Raw genomic sequence first — 22502 nt, 5'->3', positions numbered from 1 at the left:
ATATTATTTTAGCAGCCTTACTTTTTGGTGGGATACCAGGCTTACGATAGCCAAATCACAGTTTTTTAAAAGGTCATTGTGGTTGGTTTCATATTGAATGTTGTTTTTCTTAAAGTATATTTCATCGCTTTCTTTAAAATCTTTGTCTTGACTGACGAAGATTTGATGGTTCGTTTCTAAAAGCTTCGTTAGTAAATCTGTGTTACTCTTACCGTATCCTACAAGGCATATCTTCACAGAACTCCTCCTAGTGCGACTATTCCAGTTAAAAAGTTTATAGTCCAGAACGTTAGAACGATTTGTTCTTCACTCCATTTTTTTAATTCAAAATGATGATGAATTGGAGCCATTAAAAAGACTCTTTTTTTTCGTAGTTTGAAACTTCCTACTTGTATTATAACGCTAAACATCTCCGTAATAAATATAAAACAAGTTAAAATGGTGAAAAGTTCCACGGAATAATATAATGCTATAGAACCTAATATCCCCCCTAAAGCTAAAGATCCGGTGTCTCCCATAAATATTTTTGCTGGTTTTATATTGTAAAATAGATACGCTATTACAGGCAAAATCAATATGGAGATGTGATTAAAATTCATACCTGTAATCAGTGCGGTGAATAGTGCTGATATCGCATAAGTTCCTGCTGACAGTCCGTCTATTCCGTCAGTTAAGTTTGTTGCGTTGGACATACCTGTTAGGTATACTATCCCCCACAGTGGATAAAAGAATTTTAGGTCTAAGCTTTTAGTTGTGAAAGGTATTTTCAATATCGAATGGGGATTGAGTATTGATATGAGATATACTATGAGTATAGAGAATAAGAATTGCATTAATAATTTTTGTATCGCTGTTAATCCAGTTGAGTCTTTCTTTTTTATACTCAGATAGTCATCCAGAAATCCTATGAATCCAAAAAGTAAAGTAGCTACTCCAATTATCAGGAATAAATCTTCTTTTTGGATGAAGTAAGTCAGTATACTCAGAAAAAAAATAGCGAAAACGAATAAAATTCCACCCATTGTAGGGGTTCCTTGCTTGTAATTGTGAAGATCCGGTCCTTCTTTTCTGATATACTGTCCGAATTGCCTTTTTTTTAACCATTTTATGAATAATGGGTAGAGAAAAAGTAGAACAATAAAAGTTATTAAAGTGATATAAAATATCAGTCTTTCCAAATTAAGTCACTTTCCTTGAGGTATTTGTTTATTCCTGTAGCGTTCGATCCTTTTATATAGATCACTCCTTTGGTGGTGTTTGATATTATTTCGTCAATTTTTTTTAGCTCTTTAAAGAAGGTAACTTTATCGTTTGATAGATAAGTAAAATTTTCCTGTGGATCATAGAAATAAATTTGGTCAAAGACATTTAAGGCTTCTTTTATAACTTTAATATGGTATTCTTCGGTGTATTTTCCGAGTTCTTTTATTTCTCCCATTATGATAATTTTAGGAGAAAGATTCAACTTACTTATGCTGTTAAAAGCACTTTTGAAAGATTCGTACGATGCGTTGTATGAGTCGTTCACTATTAGAAGATTTCCTCGTTTTATGGTTTGAAAACGGTCTTGAGGGATGTTGATTTGTGATAAATAGTACGGGTCGATTGGTAAATCGATGAATCTCAAAAACAACAACCCTGAAAGTAAGTCTAATATCTGACCTTCGCTCCAATAATTGTTCAGCGTTACCATGAAATCTTCTTTAAAAATTTTGGCGTAAACAGTTGTGGTGTGGTTCTCATTGTACTCGAAGCTTTGTAAAACAGCATCGTTTTCATCTTTGGTTCCAAAGGTTAGCTGGTTCAGATGCTTTGGTGCCAATTCTTTTAATATCGAGTAGTCTCCATTGATTATCAAAACCCCTTTATCCATGCTACTTGTTATTTTCATCTTTTCTTTAGCTACCGTTTCTAAAGAATCTAAAAATTCCAGATGTGAAGCACCTACGTTTGTTATGATAGCAACGTCTAATTTAAAGTATTTTGATAAAAATTCAAGATCTCCTTTTTTTCTAAGCCCCTCTTCTAGTATGACGGTTTCTTCGTTGTTATAGTTGTTTAAAATCGATAAGGGTATTCCTATCTCCGTATTCAAGTTCATCTCGTTTCTAAAGGTTTTGAAATAAGTTAACAACAAATAGTACAAGCATTCTTTCGTGGTGGTTTTGCCGGTGGACCCTGTTATACCGATCTTTAATTTAGAGTTTTCATTGATTAGTGTTGAAGCAGAGATAAGCATTTCTTCTAGGACACTGTTGACTTTGATTATTTTTTCTGTTGGAAAACCAGCAACATCTTTTTCAACAACTACGTAAGACGCCCCGTTTTTCAACGCGTCGTTTATAAAAAGATGCCCATCCGTTTTTTCGCCCTTTAAACATAAAAACACATCACCTTTATTGACTTTTCGAGAATCAATTTGGAAATTATGGCTTTTATATTTTAACCGTTCCAACACTACCTTCCCGAACTCCTTTTTATTTTGTTGATTAGTTTTTTTGTTACTTCATAGTCGTTAAACTCAACCTTTTTTCCGTGGGCGAAGAGTTGGTATTTTTCATGACCTCTTCCCGCTATGATTACCATGTCCCCTTTGTTGGCAAATCGTAAGGCTGTGTCGATGGCGGTTTCTCTATCAGGTATCACAATAAAATGTTTATTTTTGTCTATACCTTTTGATACATCTTCTATTATTTGGTTGGGGTCTTCATCTTTTGGATCATCGTTGGTGAGAACTATAACGTCTGAATTCTCACTTACTACCTGTCCCATCAACATTCGTTTTCCTTGGTCTGCGTTTCCACCGGCTCCAAATACAGTGATTATCCTTCCTTCAGTTATTGAAGAAGCGGTTTTTAATACCTCGTTAAGTGCATCAGGAGTGTGTGCAAAATCGATAACCGCAACAAATCCCAACGATTGACTGTTGGGAACGATTTGGAACCTTCCAGAGACACCTTTAAATGTGGAAATGGGGTAGATGATTTTCTCAGGATCCAGCCCGAATAGGGTTGCTATTACAAAGGCATTTGTTATATTGTAAACGTTGAACTTTCCAATCAAGTGGGATCGTATTTCATAATTTTTGTGTTCCTTTGTCTTGATCGTGAATTTCATTTGTTGAAGCGTTTGTTCGTAATTTTCTATCACAAAGTCTGCGTTTTTTTTAAATCCATAGGTGATAACTTCTTTTCCACTTTTTACGAAGTCGTCTTTGTTCAATCTGTCGAGATTTATTACTATTTTTCCTTCATCTTTTAAATAGTTCATCAGGGATAACTTGATACTTTTGTATTCTTCAAAATCTTTATGATAGTCCAAATGATCCCTTGTGATGTTTGTGAAAGATATGATATCGAATTTAACGCCTTCAATTCTTCTTTGATGGATCGCATGAGACGATACTTCCATGTTAATAAATTTAATATTATTTTCTTTGCTGTTTTTTAATATTTTGGACAACTCTAAAATACTGGGAGTGGTGTTGTATGGTTCCTTAACTACCTCGTCTTTTATTTTAATTTCTACGGTACTTATTAACGTCGAGTCCTTATCTGATTTTTGTAAGATGTGATGAACTAGAGATACCGTTGTAGATTTGCCATTGGTGCCGGTTACTCCAAGTATTTTAAAATCATCTGGAGAGATGTCGAATAATTTGTGAGATAAATCGGCAGCAGCCTTTTTAATATCGTCTACGATTATGTATTGCAGAGAATCATTTGTTGGAATTTTTTCTTCGTCTTGAGCAATTATTAATGAAGCACCTTTATCAAATGCTGAAAGAATAAAATCATGACCATCGAAGCGGGAACCTTTGAAAGCGATGAAAATATCGTCTTTTTCAACATTTTCACTGTTGTCTTTGATATCTGCTATATTCAATATCTCATTTTTGATTACTTTCTTTTTTATATTACCGTTTAAAAATTGTAGTAGTTTGTTTGAAGGGATTCTCATTAATACTGCCTCCTAAATGTTAGTTGTTACAATGTGGTAAATTAATATATTTGACAATGTATATAAGACCTGGTATCATATTATTAGCACTTAATATGCGGGAGTGATAAAATGGCTAAGGTGCTACACGATAGACAAAAAGAAATTCTAAAAACTATTGTTGAATTATACCTAAAAAACGATAAACCAGTTAGCTCAGACGAAGTTTTGGAAAACTCAAATATAAAAGCCAGTAGCGCCACTATCAGAAACGATATGCAAAAACTTCAAAAATTAGGATACATTTATCAACAACACTCAAGCGGTGGAAGAATTCCTACAGATTCTGCTTTGAAGATCTATTTTCAAATGATAAAAGACGCCTACAACCAAGAGGATACACATATTGATATTCCAAAAAAGTACAAATTTTATGATTTAAATCTTATGTTTCAAAGCTTGAGTGAACTAATATCCAATACTTTGGAAGGTTTGGTGATTTTTGAATATCCTAATCCAAAGTATGTATATATAACAAGGGTGACTGTTACTCCCTTAATGGAGACAAATAACGTCATTACTATTTTAACAAATTTAGGCTTAGCTGTATCCAGGACGGTTGAAATATATGGTTTGCCACCTTCAAAGGAATTGGAAAATATTTTGAATAACGGTCTTGTTGGCAAGTCTTTTCATTCACTTTTCATGTTTCTTTCAGCTCCAAAATTTGAAACAGAAGATCTAAGGGTGACTAATTTCATAGAGATTTTAGGGCATCTAACATCTGAGTTCAACAGAAAAAAATATATTATAAGTGGTTTGGAAAAAATCATCTCTCAATCTATCCCAGACTTGGAAGCTATAGAAGCGTTGGCTTCTATGGTTGAAAATGATACAATCAAAGAAGGAATATTTAAACTTTTAGATTTCACTGATGATATAGAAATATTGTTTGGAGAAGATTTAAACTCTAAAGCTCTGAAAAAAATGGTATTTTTCTACACTACTTACAAATTAAATGCCGATCCCCTTGGTAGGGTGCTGTTTATAACTCAAAAATACTGTAATTATGAAAAAAATTACTATTTTTGAGAGAGTATATTTCGAGACTCTCAGAGATTATATCAAAAAATTTATGAAATTAGTATATAATTTTGTTTATAGACTTAGTTTGTTGTAGTATACAAACGATGTTTTTAAATGATTTTGACTTTGAATTCGGGGTTTTTAAGGGGCTTGCCCCTTAACGGTTGGTGAAAGGGCGCAAACTTAAAAATAGTAATGATCAGTTTTTAGGAGGTGTTTTTTTGAAATGGAAGAAAGAAAAAAAACTGAAGAAATAACAGAACAAGAGGAACAAAAAGAAATAAAAGAAAAAGAATTAAGTCAGGAAGATATCGAATCGTTGAAAGAGAAATTAGAAGAATTAGAAAAAGAAAATAATGAGTTAAAACACGAGTTGAAAAATCTAGAAAAAGAAAGAGATGAATTTAAAGAGTATTCTATATATCTTAAAACTAAATTTGAAGATTACAAAAATTTAGTGGAGAAAGAAAAAAAGCAGATAAAATTGAACACAACAAAAATGATAATAGAAAAATTACTCGTCCCATTTGAAAAGTTGAATCTTTCTTTGAATTACAAAGATGAACCTGAATTTGTTTCTGCTGTTGAGATGGTTTACAAAGATATGTTGAAAGTCTTTGACTCCTTGAAAATGAATTTTATAGTTCCACAAAAAGGGGATCAATTTGATCCATTCGAACATGATGTTGTTGACAAGTTTGAAACAAAAGAAGTGAGTGAATACTGTATATACGATGTCCAAACCATCGGGTACAAATTAGAAGGTGAAGTAATAAAACCAGCAAGGGTTATAGTGGCTGTTAAACCGAAGGAAGACGCCCCGAAAGGGGTCAAGGAAAAAGTTGAAGACAAGAAAAACCCTTGTGACGAAAATGTTGATTCTGACGAACAAACTGCGGAAGGGATCGACTCAAAAGAAGGTGACAAATAATTATGGCGGAAAGAAAAGATTATTACAAAATCTTGGGAGTAGATAGAAACGCATCACAGGAAGAAATAAAAAAAGCCTATAGACAAAAAGTCAAAGAATGGCATCCTGATAGACACATTGAAAATAAAGAAGAAGCAGAGCGCAAATTTAAAGAAATTCAGGAGGCTTACGAAGTTTTAAGTGATCCACAAAAAAGGAAAGTGTACGATAGATTCGGCTTCGTACCAGAAGAAGGAACCGCCTATACAGGGCAAAGTAATCCAGGCGGTGGCATGGGTGATATTTTTGGAGATATATTCGGAGAAGGTTTTGGTGGAGGCACCGTTTCGGACTTTTTTGATATGATTTTTGGTACTGAAGGAAGCGGTAGTAGATCTTCCTCTAGGCGAAGAAACGTAGTCAAAGAACGTGGAGAGGATATTAATGTAGTAATCAGTTTAAAATTGGAAGAGATTATTTATGATGTTAAGAAAATTGTCGAATACAACAGGTACGAAGTATGTCAGCACTGTCATGGTACCGGGGCAGAAAACGGCACCAGTTTTGAAACTTGTCCAAGGTGTAACGGAAGAGGAGTTATTAGAGAGGAACAAAGAAGTTTTTTTGGAAGTTTTGTAAGGACTTATACATGTCCAACGTGTAACGGAGAAGGCAGAATAGTCAACCGTAGATGCCCTTACTGCGGTGGTAGCGGAAAAGTTTTGAAAAAAGAACGAATGGAAATTACGATACCTGCAGGAGTTCCAGATAACTATACCATGAGAATAAGAGATAAAGGAAATGCAGGTAAGAACGGAGGTCCAAATGGTGATTTAATTGTTCAAGTAAGAGTTCTTCCGCATGAAAGGTTTATCAGAAAAGGAGCAGATTTAGAAACAGAGATCACAATAAATTATTTGAAAGCAGTTTTGGGAGGAACCGTAAAAATTCCCACGTTAGAAGGAGATATAGAAGAAGAGTTGCCAGAAGGAACCAACCCTGGGACAATTTTACGGTTTAAAAATATGGGACTTCCAGAATTTGGTGGAGGTAAAAGAGGAGATTTATATGTCAAAATAAACGTAAAAATCAACAAACCATCGAGAAAAGAGCGGAAGATCCTTAGTCAACTTTTGGAAGAAACAAACGTTGAATAATTCATCTTGGGGGGTATGAAGATTGAAATTTAATATCTCTGATCAAAAAATAGTTATCAAAGATTATATAATTATTACGGTCGGTACTTTGATAACGGCTATAGGGCTAGTTCTTTTCATGATCCCTTACAATATTATTGCTGGTGGGGTTAGCGGATTGGCTATAATATTAAACAATTTTTTTGGTTGGTGGGTAGGGGTACAAATGTTCGCTTATAATTTGATTTTGTTCTTTTTAGGGTTTTGGTTACTAGGAATAGGTTTTGGAATAAAGAGCATTTATTCGGCTGCTTTGCTTTCCTTTTCCACTGATTTTTTTCAACATGGTTTAGGCTGGGATCAACTCATTCCTTCATTGATGAGAGAAACAGGAAACGCTGGTCTAGAAATGAGCTTATTGGCTGCATTTTACGGAGCCTGATAGCTGGATTTGGCATGGGTTTAGTTATATGGAAAGGTGCAACTACCGGTGGAACAGATATAATTGCAATGATTTTCAACAAGTATTTCTCTTTAAGTGTGGGTACGGGTCTTATGATTGCTGATACTGTTATAACCGCATCTTCCATATTAATCAGTCCTTTATTACCAATGTATGGAATAATAGCAATTTTTGTAACTGCCAGGACTATAGATGGGGTGATAGAAGGATTTGAATCAACAAGAACAGTTTTGATTATCAGCGATCATTATGATAAAATTAAAGAAGATATATATAACAAATTAGATAGAGGAGTCACCTTTTTAAAAGGAGTTGGTAGTTACACTAATCAAGAAAAAAATATTGTAATGGTAACCATTTCCAGGTCAGAGATAGGTTTACTTAAGAACATTGTAAAAGAAAGAGATAGCAGTGCTTTCATGGTTATTTTGCCAAATAGTGAAGCTATAGGATATGGTTTCAAAAAAATATCTTAACAAGGAGATGATGGAAAGTGGATGACCCCGGTGGTTTGTGGGGCTCATTAATATTACTGGTTGTTCTTTTATCTTTGTCTGCTTTTTTTTCAGGATCTGAAACTGCTTTGACTACAATAGGGAGATACAGGATAAGGGAACTGATCGATGAAGAAAAAAATGAGAAAAAAAGGAAAAAATACCAACATTTTGTTGAGAATCCGAATCATTATTTAACAACCATACTTATAATGAACAACCTTGTAAATATCTTAGCTACATCTACGGCGACAGCTTTTGCAGTTAGTTTAATGCCCTCTTCTCATAGTGGTGCCATTGGTTTAGTAACAGCTATAATGACCCTATTGATATTGATTTTTGGAGAAATAACACCCAAGGTATATGCAAGAGAAAATAGAGAGAAATACTTTAATTTTGCCTTTTTTACAATCTATTTTTTAAATCAACTATTAACACCTGTAGTGTGGTTGCTTGTAAACATTACAAACGTTTTTATTAAGCTGTTTGGTGGCGAGACCATTACCAATGCTCCACCATTAATCACAGAGGACGAAATAATTTCTTACTTGGACATAGGGCATGAAGAAGGGGTAATTGAGAAAAGTGAAAAGTACCTGATGCAAAGAAGTCTAGAGATGAAGGATACATCTGTCAAAGAAATTATGACTCCAAGAGTTGATATATTAGCGATTGAAGATACAAAAACCATGGAAGAGTTGATAAAGATAATAAATGAAGAGGGGTACTCGAGGATTCCTGTTTTCAAGGAAACGTTGGACAATGTAATTGGCATAGTTTACGCAAAAGATATTTTCAAAAAACTCGATGAGGTAAAAGATTTTACCAAACTGCAAAAATTAAGAGTTGTAGAAATTATGCATAAACCATTCTTTGTACCCATAACGATGAAAATAAGAGATGTTTTTAGGCTGTTTTTGAATAATCATACACATATGGCTATAGTTGTTGATGAATATGGAGGAACCGCTGGATTAGTTACTTTAGAAGATATAATAGAAGAAATGACCGGAGAAATTTTTGATGAGTACGATGACTACAGCGATGAAACTAATATAATAAGAGTAGCAGAAAATGTTATACTAGTTGATGGCACAACACCAATTAATGACGTTGAAAGAGAGTTGGACATAGAATTTCCAGAAACTGAGTTTGAAACCATTGGTGGATTTTTACTTGAAAGGTTCAAAAGATTTCCTAAACCTGGAGAAATATATTATATTGAAAATATTGAATTCGAAATTGTTTCCGTAACTATCAATAAGATAGATAAAGTTAAAATAACTGTACATCCAAAAATGCAAACAGAAAACCAAGAAGGGACTGGTAAAGAGAAAGATGAATGATAAAACTATTGTTGAAAAATTGTATGAAGAAGCTATGAAAGCAAGAGAAAATGCATATGCCCCTTATTCTAATTTTAAGGTTGGAGCATGTTTGTTATCAGATGATGGAGAAATATTTTCAGGTTGTAACGTAGAAAATGCTTCTTATGGGTTATCTATATGTGCCGAAAGGAACGCAATATTTTCTGCTGTTGCCAAGGGCAAACGTGAATTCAAAGCCATGTTAGTCGTTGCAGAAGGAGAGGCACCTGTAAAACCATGTGGGGCATGTAGGCAAGTAATGGCTGAGTTCGGAGATTTCGACGTTTATCTAGCAAATACGAAGGGGAAAATAGAAAAAACAAGGGTAAGTGAGTTACTACCAAATGCCTTTAGCCCCAAAGATCTGTGAAAGATCTAAACATCCGTTTCATAAAGTAGGCTAGTAGGAGTTGAGACTAAGTCTTCTATTTTTCCTTATGCTTGGGAAGCGGGCGCATCTTTCAAAAATAAGATTTTGATTTTAAAATGGGTTCCAGGGCGGAGCCTGCTTGCTGCAGTATGCAAACCATTTTTTTAAATAATTTTGACCTTGAATTTGGGGTTTTTAAGGGGGAACCCCCTTAATGTTAAAGGGGTTAGGGACCGCAGGTCCCTCCTTAGAAGGGTGGGGAGCGGGGTGAAAGGGCGCTATTATAAAGTTTTTGTGTTTCTAAAAACACCAAAATCAAAATATAGGAGTTTAACTAAAAATGGATTTAATAGAAAAAGAATTATCAAAAGAAGTGATCTTTAGAGGGAAAATCTTAGATCTAGAAAAATACCACGTTGAATTGCCCAATAAAAACACTTCAACCAGAGAAGTTGTCAACCATCCGGGGGCAGTAGCGATATTGCCGGTAGATGATGAAGGGAACATCTATCTTGTTAAACAATACAGATTCCCAATAAGAAAAGTATTAATAGAAATACCTGCAGGAAAGTTTGATTCCCCCAATGAGGACCCTTTGGAATGCGGTAAAAGGGAATTAGCAGAAGAAATAGGGAAGCAAGCAAATAAATGGATTGAATTAGGATACATATACACAACCCCGGGTTTTTCAAACGAAAAAATATATTTATATTTAGCAAAAGAATTAACTGAAGTAGGAGTCAATCCTGACGATGACGAGTTTGTTGAAATCTTAAAAGTAACCACAGATGAAATGAAAGAGATGATAAAAAAAGGCGAAATTACCGATTCGAAAAGTATTTGTGCTTTCTACAAATATTTGCTACTTTAATAAAATCAAAAAATTTTGGAGGACTAAACAATGATCTCAAATACTGTAAGAACAAGGTTTGCACCAAGTCCAACAGGATATCTCCACGTTGGTGGAGCTAGAACGGCACTTTTTAATTATCTCTTTTCCAAAAAAAATGAAGGAAAATTTATCTTAAGAATCGAAGATACAGACATAGAACGTTCAACAAAAGAATCTGAAGATCAACTTATAAACACTCTAAAATGGTTGAATTTGAATTGGGATGAAGGACCTATAATTGGCGGAGATTATGAACCTTATCGCCAAAGTGAAAGGTTAGAAATCTATCAGCGAAGAGCAAAGGAACTAATAGAAAAAGGTAAAGCATACGAGGCATATATCTCACCAGAAGAAATAGAAGAAGTAAAAAACCAGTTAATAAGCGAAGGTAAACCGCCACATTATACCTATGATTTGATTTCAAAGTACAACACAAAGGAAAGAATTGAAGAGTACAATTACAAAGGGTTAAAACCCGTTATTTTTTTGAAGATGCCTCAGAAAGATTATGAACTCGATGATAAAATAAAGGGTAAAGTTATCTTTAAGAAAGGTTCTATTGGTGATTTTATAATTTTAAGAAGTAATGGTATACCTACATATAATTTTGCTGTCGTTGTAGACGATATCGAAATGAAAATCACCCATGTTATCAGGGGGGACGATCATTTACCAAATACTTTGCGACAAATGGCGATTTATGAGGCTTTTGAGGTGGAACCCCCAATATTTGCACATGTTTCAATGATCTTGGGACCAGATGGCAAAAAATTATCCAAAAGACATGGAGCTACCTCTGTCGAAGAGTTTATGGTTCAAGGATATTTGCCTGAAGCTGTTGACAATTATCTGGCACTGCTTGGTTGGTCTCATCCTGAGGGTAAGGAAATATTGCCTCTCTCTGAAATAATTGATAATTTTACTTTGGATAGAGTCAATTCAAGCCCTGCAATATTCGATGAGAAAAAATTAAAATGGATGAATGGGCAGTATCTAAGAAATAAGCCTTTGGAAGAAATCTATCAACTTGCAGAACCTTTTGTGACTGGATCAAAACTTCTAAGCAAAGAACAATATGAAGTAAACAAAAAATGGGTTATTAAAGCTTTAGAAACTATTCTTTCTTCTGTTGAAATATTGAGCGAAATACCTGAAAAAATGGAAGTTTTTTTAAAAGATGTTTATCCAGATACAAACGATCCTGAATTTAAAGAATACTTTGATAAAAGAGGAGTAAAAGAAGCTATCAACTTGATTTATAAGTATTTCAATGAAGATGACAGATGGGATACACAAACTATAACAGAGAATTTAAAGAATGCTATGAACGAAGCCAATCCTCAAAAGAAACCATTTTACATGTCTTTAAGAAAAATTTTAACGGATTCATTTCATGGACCCGATTTGATAAATACGATATTTTTATTAGGTAGGAATACTGTTTTGGAAAGACTTCAAAGGGTGATCGAGATTTGAAAAGATTTCCTACAATTAAAATATACGATACTTTAAGTGGACAAGTAGTTGATTTAGTACCGGTGAAAGAAGGCGAAATAAAGATTTATCTTTGTGGACCAACAGTCTACAACTTGTTACACATTGGCAATGCAAGACCTATTATAATATTCGATGCCTTTAGACGTTTTTTGGAATATATTGGTTACAAAGTTACATTAGTACAGAACTTCACTGATATAGACGATAAGATCATCGAACAAGCAAAAAAAGAGAACTTACCTTTCGAAGAGGTAGGGAAAAGATATATAATTGAATACTGGAGAGATATGACGGCTCTTAAAGCTAGGGCTTTTAATTTCCACCCAAAAACTACCAACTATGTTGATGAAATTATTTCTTACATAAAGGAACTTGAAGAAAAAGGCTATGCTTATAAGGCTGAAAATGGAGATGTTTACTTTGAAGTGGGAAAATTTTCAAGATATGGAGAGTTATCCCACAGAAAGATTGAAGATATGAAAGTAGGGGTTAGGGTAGAAGTCTCCGAATACAAAAAAAATCCTTTGGACTTTGCCCTATGGAAGGCTTCAAAAGAAGGGGAACCATTTTGGGAAAGTCCATGGGGAAAAGGTCGCCCAGGGTGGCACATAGAATGTTCTGTTATGTCGTCTGAAATATTAGGCGAAACCTTCGATATTCATGCGGGAGGTAACGATCTCATCTTTCCTCATCACGAGAACGAAAGAGCCCAAGCTATAGCAAAAAGTGGTAAGGATTTTGCAAAATACTGGATGCACAACGGAATGATTCGTATGGCACAAGATAAGATGTCAAAATCTTTGGGGAACGTCTGGTATTTAAGAGACCTTTTGAAAAAGTTTGATTCGGATGTCTTAAAAATTTTTATACTCAGCAAGCACTATCGTATACCTATAGATGTAAGTGAAGAATTGCTTCGTAACCAAGAGGTATCAGTTAATAGAGTTAAAGAATCTTTGAATGAGGCTGAAACTTTCTTTAACGGGAAAGTCCCTTATCCTCAGAAAATGAATTATTTTAAAGAGCAAGAGGAGTATCTCATTAGTAGCCTTTCGAATGATTTTGATACACCATCAGTTGTGGCAAGAATTTTCGAATTATCAAGAGATTTAAACAAAGCGTTAAATTCACGTGATGAAGAAACAATAAAAAATAATTATTATATAATAAGAAATATTTACGGGAGTGTCCTGGGGGTTTTTGAAACTAACGAACAAATACAGAAGAACAATGTAGAATTAAATCAACTAATGGAAATCATTCTAAACGTAAGATCTGCTCTTAGAGAAGAAAAGTTATACAATCTTTCAGACTATATACGGGATAACTTAAGCAAAATTGGCATAGAAATAAAAGATACCCCTGAAGGAACAAAATGGTCTTAGAACTGGAGGTGTTCTCAAATAGACGTTAATATTATAAACTCAGTACTCGCCTCCCTCAAAAACACCTTTAAGATAATCACAAAGATGGATATACAATTGCAAAAGCCATATGTCGTTAAAGAAATTGAAAAACACTATGATGTGATTACTAATATTGGTTTTACCGGTGAACTTGAAGGGAACATTCTTTATTCTTTTTCCGAGAATGTCGCGAAGGATATAGTCAACAACATGATGGATGGTATTATGAAAATAGATGAAATTAATGATATGGCGATTAGTGCAATAGGGGAACTAGGTAACATGGTTTCTGGATCCATTGGTACTAATCTTGAAAAATATGGTTATAATATAATTGTAACACCTCCGTCCGTATTTACTGGTAAGATTGTAAAAGTGAATTCTAAAGGTGTCATAATAGAATTTCCAGTTTACGTTTCTGGCGACAACGAGATGGATTTGTACTTTATTTACAGAGAAACGAACTAAAATTTTTCAGAGGAAAAATTCGCCCACTTTCACAAAAAAGTTATAGTTGAAGGGTAATCTTTGTTGTGAGCTTTAAAAAGTGTAACTTATTAAGTTTCAAAATTCCTGAAGATGAAAAAAGAGTATAGGCTAAGGAGGAATATAGATGGCTAGAAAATGTGAAATTTGCGGAAAAAGTCCTGCAACAGGAAACACCGTTGCTAAATCAAAAGTAACAACAAGAAGGGTATGGAAGCCCAATCTTCAAAAGATAAGAGTAGTAACAGACGAAGGTACAGTAAGAAGAATGTATGTTTGTACGAAATGTTTAAAATCAGGAAAAGTTCAAAAAGCTTAAGTAAAAAATCGGTCTAAAAGAAGACCGATTTTATTTTGCATAATTTGGCGTGCCTGGCCGGATTTGAACCGGCAACCTCCGGATCCGCAGTCCAACGCTCTATCCAATTGAGCTACAGGCACTTTATAACAATAATTGATAAAAAATGGCGGAGAGGGAGGGATTCGAACCCTCGGTAGAGTCACCTCTACACTTGCTTAGCAGGCAAGCGCCTTCGGCCACTCGGCCACCTCTCCGTGATTTTTGTTTCTTATTCAACCCTGAAATATTATAGCATTGATATTCTCACCTGTCAAGGAAACATTTCATTTCTTAGCTTTTTTCATCTCATACATCTTATTATCAGCTTCTTTTATTAATGATTCAAGGTTTATATCCTTTTGAAAATCTTTATATTCCGAAACACCGTAACTTAAATTAATCCTCACATTACCATCCACTTTTACCTCTTTGAGTTGCCTTAAAATTCTTTGAAAAATTTTGTGAACATCGATTTCTTCCGCATTTGGAAGGCCTAAAACGAATTCGTCCCCACCTACTCGTATTATCAAATCTGATTCTCTTAAGGTATTTTTTAAAACATCAGTTACCTTTCTTAGAATGTAATCTCCTGCATCGTGGCCGTAATTGTCGTTTATGTATTTAAGATTGTCAATATCAATAAAAACAACAGACAAAGGCTCTTGTCTTCTTTTGGCAAGTTGAAAATATTTTTCTAAAGCATAAAAACCCGCTCTTCTGTTGTAAGAACCAGTTAAATCATCGAAAGTTGCGTATTTTTTAAGTATTTCTTCAAGTTTTTTCTTTTCAGTAATGTCTGTTATGACCAAGATAATTCTACTCACATCAACTTCTTCATACGTTACACCCGTTATTAAAACTGGGACTTTGTCACCGCTTTTCGTAACTAAGTTAGATTCGAAAGAAATTGCATTATTGGTGCTTCTTTTTAAATTTTTCATATTTTCATTAAAACTTTCCCAATCCCTTTGATCTAAAACTTTTTTCAAATCTAAAATTCCGTCATCAAACTCAACCATTTTGTAGAATGATTTATTAGCATATTTAACCTCTAAATCAAAATCTAATAAAACCAGACCTTGTCCCATGTTTTCAACGACTTTTTCAATAAAATCTTTCTCTTTCTTCATTTCGTCGACTTTCTTCTTGTTTTCAGTTATTTCTAAATAAGCTCCAACCATATTCAAAGGCAGCCCAAACTTGTTTCGTTCTAAAACTTTACCCCTTGAAAGAAACCATTTATCATTATTGTTCACATCTTTTATGCGGTACGTTCCTTCAAATTTACTTGCTTTGGTTAAAAAATGTTCTCTTATATTTTTTATTAATGTTTCAGTATCTTCCTTATTGATCGACTCTTCAAATTTGCTCCATTTGCCTTCAAAAGGGTCTGTATTGGTTCCTAAGATTTCTTTGTATCTTTCGTCATAACTGAATTTACCACAGTTTACATCCCATTCCCAAATTCCTATTTGAGAAACTTCTAAAGCTTTTAGAATAATTTCTTGGTTTTTTTGAATGATTTCAATCTCTTTTTTGTATTTTTCACTTTCGCTTAAATCCTTTCCAATTAATATGTAAAGGTTTTCATCGTTTATATGAAAGGTTTCTAATTTGAATTCAATAGGTATTTTTTCTCCATTTCCGTTGGGAAAGTATGATTTAAAAATCAACAACTTGTTCTGATTTTGCCTTCTAAAGAAATATTCGATCTGTTTCTTAACGTGAACCTCAAAAAAAGTTATGACATCTTTACCGATAAAATCTTTTTTTGAAAAACCGAAATTATTTATCTTTTTGTTGACAAAAACAATTTTTCTAAAACAATCCATAATAAGTATGAGGTCGTTCAAGTCATCTAGAATGTAAGAAGGAAAGTTCTCTTCGTTAAATTCGAAGGTTTCGTTTTTTGATTCTTCTAACTTTTTTTGAAGTTGAGACAGTATGAAGTCTTTCTCTACCCCTGTAAGTTTTTCGTAGTTCTCGTTAATTTCATTCACCCCTTATCATCCTTATTCTACTTTAACTATAGAATATGTGAAACCTTTTTCATTTAAAAGATTATTGATCTTTTTAACAACAATCTCTCTACTATCAGAAAGGTTTTTAATTCCTCGAAATAAAATATATATATCTTGAGAATTATAACTTATTAAATCTTCTTGCCTGACGATCTTTTTTATTTCATTAATTAATTTGTCGTCAAAAGAAGAATGCATTTTAATCTCCACTAATAGGTGATCTTTATCTCTTTTAATTTTCTCAAGTTCAAGAACTATATCAAATAATTCTGACGACAAAAGGTTACCATTTTTTTCGTAAAATGCTGTTAATTCTCCATTATTCGCGCTGGGTGGAGAGAATGGAAATTCTTTTGCATGACCAAAAATATCTTTGTATTCGTTGAATAAACCTCTAGCTTTTTCAAGTTCATTGTTTTCTGTGTAGAATTTAATCAATCTTAACCAACTATCTTCTCTTTGTGAATAATAAAAAGCTTTTTGAAAATAATAATGCGCATCTATTGGGTTATTCATTTTTTGGTGAATATTGCCCATTTCAATTAACATATCAACGTATATACGTTTTAAATATTCCCTTTTTTCTCTTACCCATTCTTCGTGAACGTTTTCTTGTAATAACTCACCTTTGTATAAACTAACCGCCTTTGAGAATAAAAACAAACGTCTATTGATTTCTTTCTCTTTAAACCCTTCATCGCTTAAGGCTAAAAATTCTTCAAAATCTATATATATGTCTTTTGATTTTGAAAACGTGCAAAAATCCTCTTGTAGAGTTAATTCATCGCTACTAAGTCCTAAATTTTTTCTAATATAATAGAGTGTGGTATTTAAATTTTGTCTGGCACTTTCATCGTCGAAACCGGGCCAAAAGAGATCGTACAAATCAAAAACGGAAACCTTTTGGCCTCTGTTGAGAATAAGATATTTTAGAATTTCTCTAGCTTTTCTTGACTTTAAATTTTCTATTGGATTGTCATCAAGAAAAATTTGAAAATCCCCTAACATATAAATATTTAACATAAGGTATGCTCCTTTAATAATCAATCCATTAATATTTTAGCACTTTCGATAATAAACCAAAAAATATTAATGTTTTTAAAGCGATCAATATCTACTAAAATTCATAGAAGGAGGTTAAAGAAAAAGAAAATGTGTTAGAAACAAAGTTATAACCACCTAAGGTCTCAAATTTAAAATTTGATATCTGATTCGAAATGCCTCCTGTTAAGGAGAAGTCATACTGATTTTCTAAATAACTCAAATCTAAGCCAACAAAAAAGTTGTTGTTCATATTTTCAGTCAATTTTTTGAGCTCTCTTCCAAGATAAAATCCAAGATCTTCAAAATTCAAAGCCCGTCCTATTTTCTCTCCTAAATAAAAACCTTGTTCTTCATTAGTAAGTGTATCCTTTAAATCGACGATTTTAAACGTAGGGAAGTTTTCGGTAACTGTGAATGCAAAATCACCTTTGAAATCAAGGCTGTTATTGGAAAATGTGTAAGGTACAAAAATTCCATCGAATTCAAACGAGTCAATATAGGTTTTGTCGTTCAAAAACAGATAAAAGGTATCGTTTTGATAGTTAGCACCAACTTTCATTCCATTAAAAATAACTCCTAAGTAATATCCCCCATTTTTGTAATCAAGTAAGTTACTCATGCCAAAGAAAACTAAATCATTTAATTCCACTTCTGTTTCGGTAATGAACTCATCTTCATAATAAGAAAATTGGTTGTAATAAGTTTTAAAGATAATTTTATTATTTTTTGAAGTTTCTTCTTGATCTGTGATCTCTAACTTTTCAACGTTGTTAACTTGGAGATAGATATCCAAAGTCTTTTCCTCTTCCCCTTCTAAATAATAAATCGAGGTAACATAGTTTTTCTTGTTTTTTGAGAGGTCGATAGTATTTTCAAAGTGCATATTTACACTGTCTATAATAATTTTTGTTCTAACCTTATCTCCCAAGTCATTGAGAGGAGTGATTCCGAAAGTAGCATCAATATTGCCTTTCGAAACAAAATTAAAAGTGTAACCTTGAATAACAGCCACATTACCCAAAAGAGTTTCACTTCTGCTATCATTCTTCAAAACAGAGTAAATTGAGTAATTATACATTTGAGAGCTTTGTGAAAACGCAAAAATTTGAAACATCAAAACGAAGAGCATTAAAAGATAGATATACTTTTTCATTTTTGATCAACCCCTTCTAAGGTTGGGGTAGCAGTTAAAAAAATCATCATCCGTTTGCTCTCATCAGTGTTTTGGTTATCACCGAATAAAAATCTAAGAAAAGGAAGATCTTTCAACAACGTTGTTCCCCCATTTTTTGAATAAAGTTGACTCAAATCTAAATCAGCAATTAGCAAAATTTCGTTGGGGTTTAAATTCACTTTAGTCTCCAACTCCGATTCTGAAAGTAAATAGCTATCTTTTGTAACTTCCATTAAGTTTGTTGTTTTTGTCTTAAAAGAAATTTGAAGTATTTGATTCATCATAGTTGGGGTCATTTCTATTTCTATTCCACTTTCAATATTTCTGAATTCGTTTCTGTAGGTAGTAAAAACGATACTCTCTAGATTCTTCAAACTTAATAACGCTGGCTCACCTGGTAAAACTTTGACAACCTGTTTAGTAACTAAATTTGCGGTTTCGTTCTTTTCGTACATCTCTATTTCAGCTTCAAAAAGATCTTGTACAGAAAATCCAATTGAGGGACTCGTAAAAGAAAAACTGTTAATTATACCTTCTTGGTTTATGTTGAACACGTTGCCCTTTATCAAATCAGAGTACCTTTCATTTGTTTCAACGATATAAACGGTTAATTCAATATATGGTTCACTCTTATCCAACTTGTCAACCAGATCTTTTATATAATCTATTGTATTTTGTGGAGCATACACGACTATTTGGTTAGTTTCTTCGTTAGTTTTTATGTATTGGTGTAGATTTTCGGGAATCAAATTTAAAAATTTGTCCACCGAAATATAATTCAAAGAAAACACTTGCATTTCAGCTAAGTTCAAAAAATTATGACTTTGAGGATCAGCTAATCCCACAAAGTAAACATTTTCATCAATTTTTTTGTAAGAGTAGCCACCGGGAAGTAGAAGTATATTCAACGCCTTTTCTAAATCCACTTCTACAAAGTCTGCTGTGACCAAGCCACTCACGTATTGATCGGTTAAAATTGTAACCCCTGTTTGAAGAGATATTTCATTCAGAGCTTCTATCAAATCGGTGTTATAGAAAGTTGCAGTCACTTTTGGTGCAGTAACTTCTTGAGAAAAGGCTAATAAACACATAAGTGATAAAATAACAAAAGAAATTGATCTTTTTAATATTTTTTTTATCACATTAACTCCCCCTCGAAGACTTTTAACCTCTGTTCGTTGTCATAAATAGTGAGGATGTATTTATAACCTTCCCCTTCTAAAATGGGTACTTCGCCAATCAACATCGTTTCTTGGCTAGGAACTAACCACTCTTGATTAGATGGAAGAAGATCGTAAACACCTATGCTCACACCATCATTGTCTAAAATACTCAAACTTCCTTTAGGGATTATGTATCTCTCCCCAGTATTTTTGATCAAGGCACTAAAAATTCTGCTACCTTCTATTTTTTCATAGTTTGAGCTCACTAACTCAACATCATAATTTACTTCGCCTATAATCGTTTCAACGTTGACTTTTTTCTGAGATAAAAATTCTCCCGATTCATCGTAGGCATTTAGAACGATTTTGCCGTAGTAAGCACCATTTTCGACTTCTTTTGGTACGTTTATTGAAAGTATAACTCTTGAAGTTCGTTGAGCATTAACTGTAAAAGATGACGGAGACCTCAAAGTGATCCATGATAGCAAGGATCTATCTTTATGTAAACTCGAATATTCTTCTCCACCAACTTGTACCGTGACGTTTTGATTAGACATATTTTGTAGATTTATAACAAAGGTTTTAACAGCACCAGCGTAAAGCTCATGACTGAACTCTGTATTGTCTAATATAAGCGCAAGTTCCGTTGGAGGAGTGAAATTAAAACCTTCTTCAGGAACGTTTATATCGTATGTAAACACTCTTTGCCTGTTGGAGTAGTTAACAAAGAGGTTTACCTTGTAATCTCCAGGAGCTAACAGGTAGGTGGGTTTACCTGAAAATACAACTTTGTTCCCTTTTAATACTCTTTGGGTGGTTATATTGTTTTTTTCCATGTAAGAAGATTTTAAGGGCAATCTTTCTATCATCATACCAGTTTTATCTCTCAAAATGGCTTCAGCAGAAATTACTAGGTCATAACTTGAGCCATTAGAGATGGTAGCTTCGATTACTGGTTTGCCTTCTTCATCTGGAACGACCTTCACATCTTCAACTTCCACCCTTGTTATGACAGTTCCTTGTACATGAACTGTGATTCTTATAGCGTATCTAATAATTATTCCTATCGTTCCAGTAGTTTCAACTTCGGGGGTAATCATAAGGATAAAATTGTAAGTTCCAAAAGGAGCGTTTGAGGGGATATTGACGCCGACTTCAACTGGTGTCGTCGATCGAGGGGAAACGGTAATGGAGTTTGGAAATTCGATCCAATTTGAATAGAGAAAGTTATCTGGAGTTGCTTCTACATAATCAAAATTTCCATCAAAGTCCTGACTCAGTAGGTAAAGCTCTATATTGACGTTTTGTGTAGTGTTGCCTCCAATGACGTTTATAGTGGCAATGAATTCTTCCCCTGCCCTGACGTCTTTTTCAACGGACAAAGGCGAAACTGTTATCTGAGTGAAAGAAAAAGTTGTAAAAAGTAAAAAAACAATAGATAGAATATAAAATTTCTTCATGATTATTACCTATCCCCTTTTTTGTGTCTATTATAGCACAATTAAAATTTATAAAATCTTTAATAATTATATTCACTAAAATAAAGTGCACGTGTATATTAATAAAATTACCCCTTTTTAAGTGCTCTAATTGCAAAAAGGGGTAATTGAAAAATATGGGATATTATTAATAAATGTTCTTTAAAAACTCTTAAATTGAGGCTATGGTAAAGGTTACATCAGCGATTTTTGTATTTGTAGGAAGTGCACCTAGATTTAAGTTACCTAGAACGTCAAGTGTTGCAGTAACATCGAAGACCACATTTCCTGCTCCTCCAAAACCAGCTGCGTTGGTGTCTATGGAAATTTGTAATAAACTAGCCCATGAAGCATAACCAGTCACTTCAGCTATACTAGAAGAAACACTATAATTAACATTTGCCTCTGCTAAGAGCTTTACAGTATCTGTAGGATTTGCAGGATTTGCTGGATCAAATACTAAATCGAACTGGGAATCAGGACTTGTAGTATCTACTGACAATCTCACAAATGCTGGAACATTCAAAAAAACTGGAACGTTAACAGTATCAGAAACTTGTGCCAAACCTGAAACTGAAATCAACATCACCATCATCAAAACTGCCAAACTTAAAACTTTTTTCATAATTTTCCACCCCTTTTAAAATTTTCGTTTTATTTGAATTATCTTTATTTTACTTTTCTAATTTAATTATACTTACTATAATAAAACAACAATAATTTTTAATAAAAATCCAATCAAAATTTATGTTACAACTTCAGTTGCTAGAAACTGTTATTTGAATATTCCCAATTTGACCTTCCATAAAGGTGTATATAAGTCCTTCCAACAGGCCTACATCCAGCTGAAAAGTTAAAATATAATTGTGGATTCCAGGAGTTCCTCCAGTGCCTGACAGTAGCAAATCATAAGAACCTAGTATCAAATATTGCTGCCACCCAGGTAGCGAGCTAAGTACCGTAAAATTAGCTGTTAAATTATAATTTATGTTAGATTCAACATTAAAAGTTAAACTGTCTTCTACTATGTCGCCCCAATTGGCAACTGTAGCATACAAGTCTAAACGTGAATCGCTAAGGTTGGTAATTTTCAAGTATTCAGGTACGGCTAAATATATAGGGACAGTGGTCTCTTTGCTTATAGCAAATGAGGTTGATGAAATGATAATTATGAAAGAAAAAATTAATGTATATTTTAATTTTTGAATCATTTACCCTCACGCCCTGACTTCATTT

General features: G+C 33.5%; 23 protein-coding genes and 2 tRNA genes. 12 read left to right on the top strand and 13 right to left on the bottom strand.

Features of this window, described 5'->3' with window-relative positions; all coding sequences use genetic code 11:
• Positions 1-3: 3 nt before the first annotated feature.
• The 4 genes from NAAC61_RS03730 to NAAC61_RS03715 are packed head-to-tail and all read right to left on the bottom strand — an operon-like array spanning position 4 to position 3960.
• Positions 4-237 (bottom strand): hypothetical protein, encoded by a 234-nt coding sequence (locus NAAC61_RS03730; RefSeq protein WP_202695310.1) that lies wholly within the window; start codon positions 235-237, stop codon positions 4-6.
• The gene (gene mraY, locus NAAC61_RS03725) at positions 234-1178 is read right to left on the bottom strand and encodes a phospho-N-acetylmuramoyl-pentapeptide-transferase (protein WP_202695309.1); all 945 of its coding nucleotides are present in this window, start codon (positions 1176-1178) and stop codon (positions 234-236) included. The genes NAAC61_RS03730 and mraY overlap by 4 nt, the downstream gene beginning before the upstream one ends.
• On the bottom strand, positions 1166-2455 hold the full coding sequence (gene murF, locus NAAC61_RS03720; RefSeq protein ID WP_202695308.1) for a UDP-N-acetylmuramoyl-tripeptide--D-alanyl-D-alanine ligase: 1290 nt from the start codon (positions 2453-2455) through the stop codon (positions 1166-1168). Before murF ends, mraY begins: the two co-directional genes overlap by 13 nt.
• Before the next feature lie 2 nt (positions 2456-2457).
• Positions 2458-3960 (bottom strand): UDP-N-acetylmuramoyl-L-alanyl-D-glutamate--2,6-diaminopimelate ligase, encoded by a 1503-nt coding sequence (locus NAAC61_RS03715; protein ID WP_202695307.1) that lies wholly within the window; start codon positions 3958-3960, stop codon positions 2458-2460.
• 111 nt (positions 3961-4071) lie between these two features.
• Between NAAC61_RS03715 and NAAC61_RS03710 the strand changes: the two genes are divergently transcribed.
• The 12 genes from NAAC61_RS03710 to rpmB all read left to right on the top strand — a co-directional run bounded on the left by NAAC61_RS03710 (position 4072) and on the right by rpmB (position 14365).
• Positions 4072-5031, top strand: coding sequence for an HTH domain-containing protein (locus NAAC61_RS03710; protein ID WP_202695306.1), 960 nt, complete (start codon positions 4072-4074; stop codon positions 5029-5031).
• A gap of 220 nt (positions 5032-5251) precedes the next feature.
• Positions 5252-5956, top strand: coding sequence for a nucleotide exchange factor GrpE (locus tag NAAC61_RS03705; RefSeq protein ID WP_202695305.1), 705 nt, complete (start codon positions 5252-5254; stop codon positions 5954-5956).
• Positions 5956-7092 (top strand): molecular chaperone DnaJ, encoded by a 1137-nt coding sequence (gene dnaJ / locus NAAC61_RS03700; RefSeq protein ID WP_121515548.1) that lies wholly within the window; start codon positions 5956-5958, stop codon positions 7090-7092. Before NAAC61_RS03705 ends, dnaJ begins: the two co-directional genes overlap by 1 nt.
• Positions 7093-7114: 22 nt before the next feature.
• Positions 7115-7513, top strand: coding sequence for a YitT family protein (locus NAAC61_RS11000; RefSeq protein WP_273542569.1), 399 nt, complete (start codon positions 7115-7117; stop codon positions 7511-7513).
• Positions 7426-8010 carry a YitT family protein gene (locus tag NAAC61_RS10995; RefSeq protein ID WP_337919693.1) on the top strand — a complete coding sequence of 195 codons (585 nt, stop codon included), beginning with the start codon at positions 7426-7428 and terminating at the stop codon, positions 8008-8010. The genes NAAC61_RS11000 and NAAC61_RS10995 overlap by 88 nt, the downstream gene beginning before the upstream one ends.
• Positions 8011-8027: 17 nt before the next feature.
• Positions 8028-9374, top strand: coding sequence for a hemolysin family protein (locus tag NAAC61_RS03690; RefSeq protein WP_012209613.1), 1347 nt, complete (start codon positions 8028-8030; stop codon positions 9372-9374).
• Positions 9367-9765, top strand: coding sequence for a cytidine deaminase (gene cdd, locus NAAC61_RS03685; RefSeq protein WP_012209614.1), 399 nt, complete (start codon positions 9367-9369; stop codon positions 9763-9765). Before NAAC61_RS03690 ends, cdd begins: the two co-directional genes overlap by 8 nt.
• Positions 9766-10105: 340 nt before the next feature.
• On the top strand, positions 10106-10636 hold the full coding sequence (locus NAAC61_RS03680; protein WP_012209615.1) for an NUDIX domain-containing protein: 531 nt from the start codon (positions 10106-10108) through the stop codon (positions 10634-10636).
• 30 nt (positions 10637-10666) lie between these two features.
• Positions 10667-12133, top strand: coding sequence for a glutamate--tRNA ligase (gene gltX, locus NAAC61_RS03675; protein ID WP_012209616.1), 1467 nt, complete (start codon positions 10667-10669; stop codon positions 12131-12133).
• Positions 12134-12147: 14 nt separating this feature from the next.
• Positions 12148-13539 (top strand): cysteine--tRNA ligase, encoded by a 1392-nt coding sequence (gene cysS / locus NAAC61_RS03670; protein WP_369973694.1) that lies wholly within the window; start codon positions 12148-12150, stop codon positions 13537-13539.
• A 96-nt stretch (positions 13540-13635) separates the two neighbouring features.
• Positions 13636-14028 (top strand): chemotaxis protein CheX, encoded by a 393-nt coding sequence (locus tag NAAC61_RS03665; protein WP_237729740.1) that lies wholly within the window; start codon positions 13636-13638, stop codon positions 14026-14028.
• Positions 14029-14173: 145 nt separating this feature from the next.
• On the top strand, positions 14174-14365 hold the full coding sequence (gene rpmB, locus NAAC61_RS03660) for a 50S ribosomal protein L28 (RefSeq protein WP_012209619.1): 192 nt from the start codon (positions 14174-14176) through the stop codon (positions 14363-14365).
• Positions 14366-14410: 45 nt separating this feature from the next.
• On the opposite strand, the gene NAAC61_RS03655 is transcribed toward rpmB, so the two are convergent.
• The 9 genes from NAAC61_RS03655 to NAAC61_RS03615 all read right to left on the bottom strand — a co-directional run bounded on the left by NAAC61_RS03655 (position 14411) and on the right by NAAC61_RS03615 (position 22477).
• A tRNA-Arg gene (locus NAAC61_RS03655) sits at positions 14411-14487 on the bottom strand.
• A gap of 24 nt (positions 14488-14511) precedes the next feature.
• Positions 14512-14601 (bottom strand) — tRNA-Ser (locus NAAC61_RS03650).
• Positions 14602-14670: 69 nt separating this feature from the next.
• Positions 14671-16386, bottom strand: coding sequence for a diguanylate cyclase (locus NAAC61_RS03645; RefSeq protein WP_103065807.1), 1716 nt, complete (start codon positions 16384-16386; stop codon positions 14671-14673).
• 12 nt (positions 16387-16398) lie between these two features.
• Positions 16399-17430, bottom strand: a complete 1032-nt coding sequence (locus tag NAAC61_RS03640) for an AfsR/SARP family transcriptional regulator (RefSeq protein ID WP_121515542.1) — start codon at positions 17428-17430, stop codon at positions 16399-16401.
• 94 nt (positions 17431-17524) lie between these two features.
• Complete coding sequence (locus tag NAAC61_RS03635) at positions 17525-18604, bottom strand: hypothetical protein (RefSeq protein ID WP_202695303.1); 1080 nt, start codon at positions 18602-18604, stop codon at positions 17525-17527.
• Positions 18601-19767, bottom strand: coding sequence for a secretin N-terminal domain-containing protein (locus NAAC61_RS11185; protein WP_202695302.1), 1167 nt, complete (start codon positions 19765-19767; stop codon positions 18601-18603). Before NAAC61_RS11185 ends, NAAC61_RS03635 begins: the two co-directional genes overlap by 4 nt.
• Complete coding sequence (locus tag NAAC61_RS03625) at positions 19764-21248, bottom strand: COG1470 family protein (protein WP_202695301.1); 1485 nt, start codon at positions 21246-21248, stop codon at positions 19764-19766. The genes NAAC61_RS11185 and NAAC61_RS03625 overlap by 4 nt, the downstream gene beginning before the upstream one ends.
• A 190-nt stretch (positions 21249-21438) precedes the next feature.
• Positions 21439-21891 (bottom strand): hypothetical protein, encoded by a 453-nt coding sequence (locus tag NAAC61_RS03620; protein ID WP_012209625.1) that lies wholly within the window; start codon positions 21889-21891, stop codon positions 21439-21441.
• 133 nt (positions 21892-22024) lie between these two features.
• Positions 22025-22477, bottom strand: a complete 453-nt coding sequence (locus tag NAAC61_RS03615) for a hypothetical protein (RefSeq protein ID WP_012209626.1) — start codon at positions 22475-22477, stop codon at positions 22025-22027.
• Positions 22478-22502: the final 25 nt, after the last annotated feature.

The organism is Petrotoga sp. 8T1HF07.NaAc.6.1 (assembly GCF_016772115.1).
In the GTDB taxonomy this organism is placed as follows: domain Bacteria; phylum Thermotogota; class Thermotogae; order Petrotogales; family Petrotogaceae; genus Petrotoga; species Petrotoga mobilis.
Note: the sequence above shows the minus strand (reverse complement) of the source record. Positions and strands in the feature narration are given on the sequence as shown.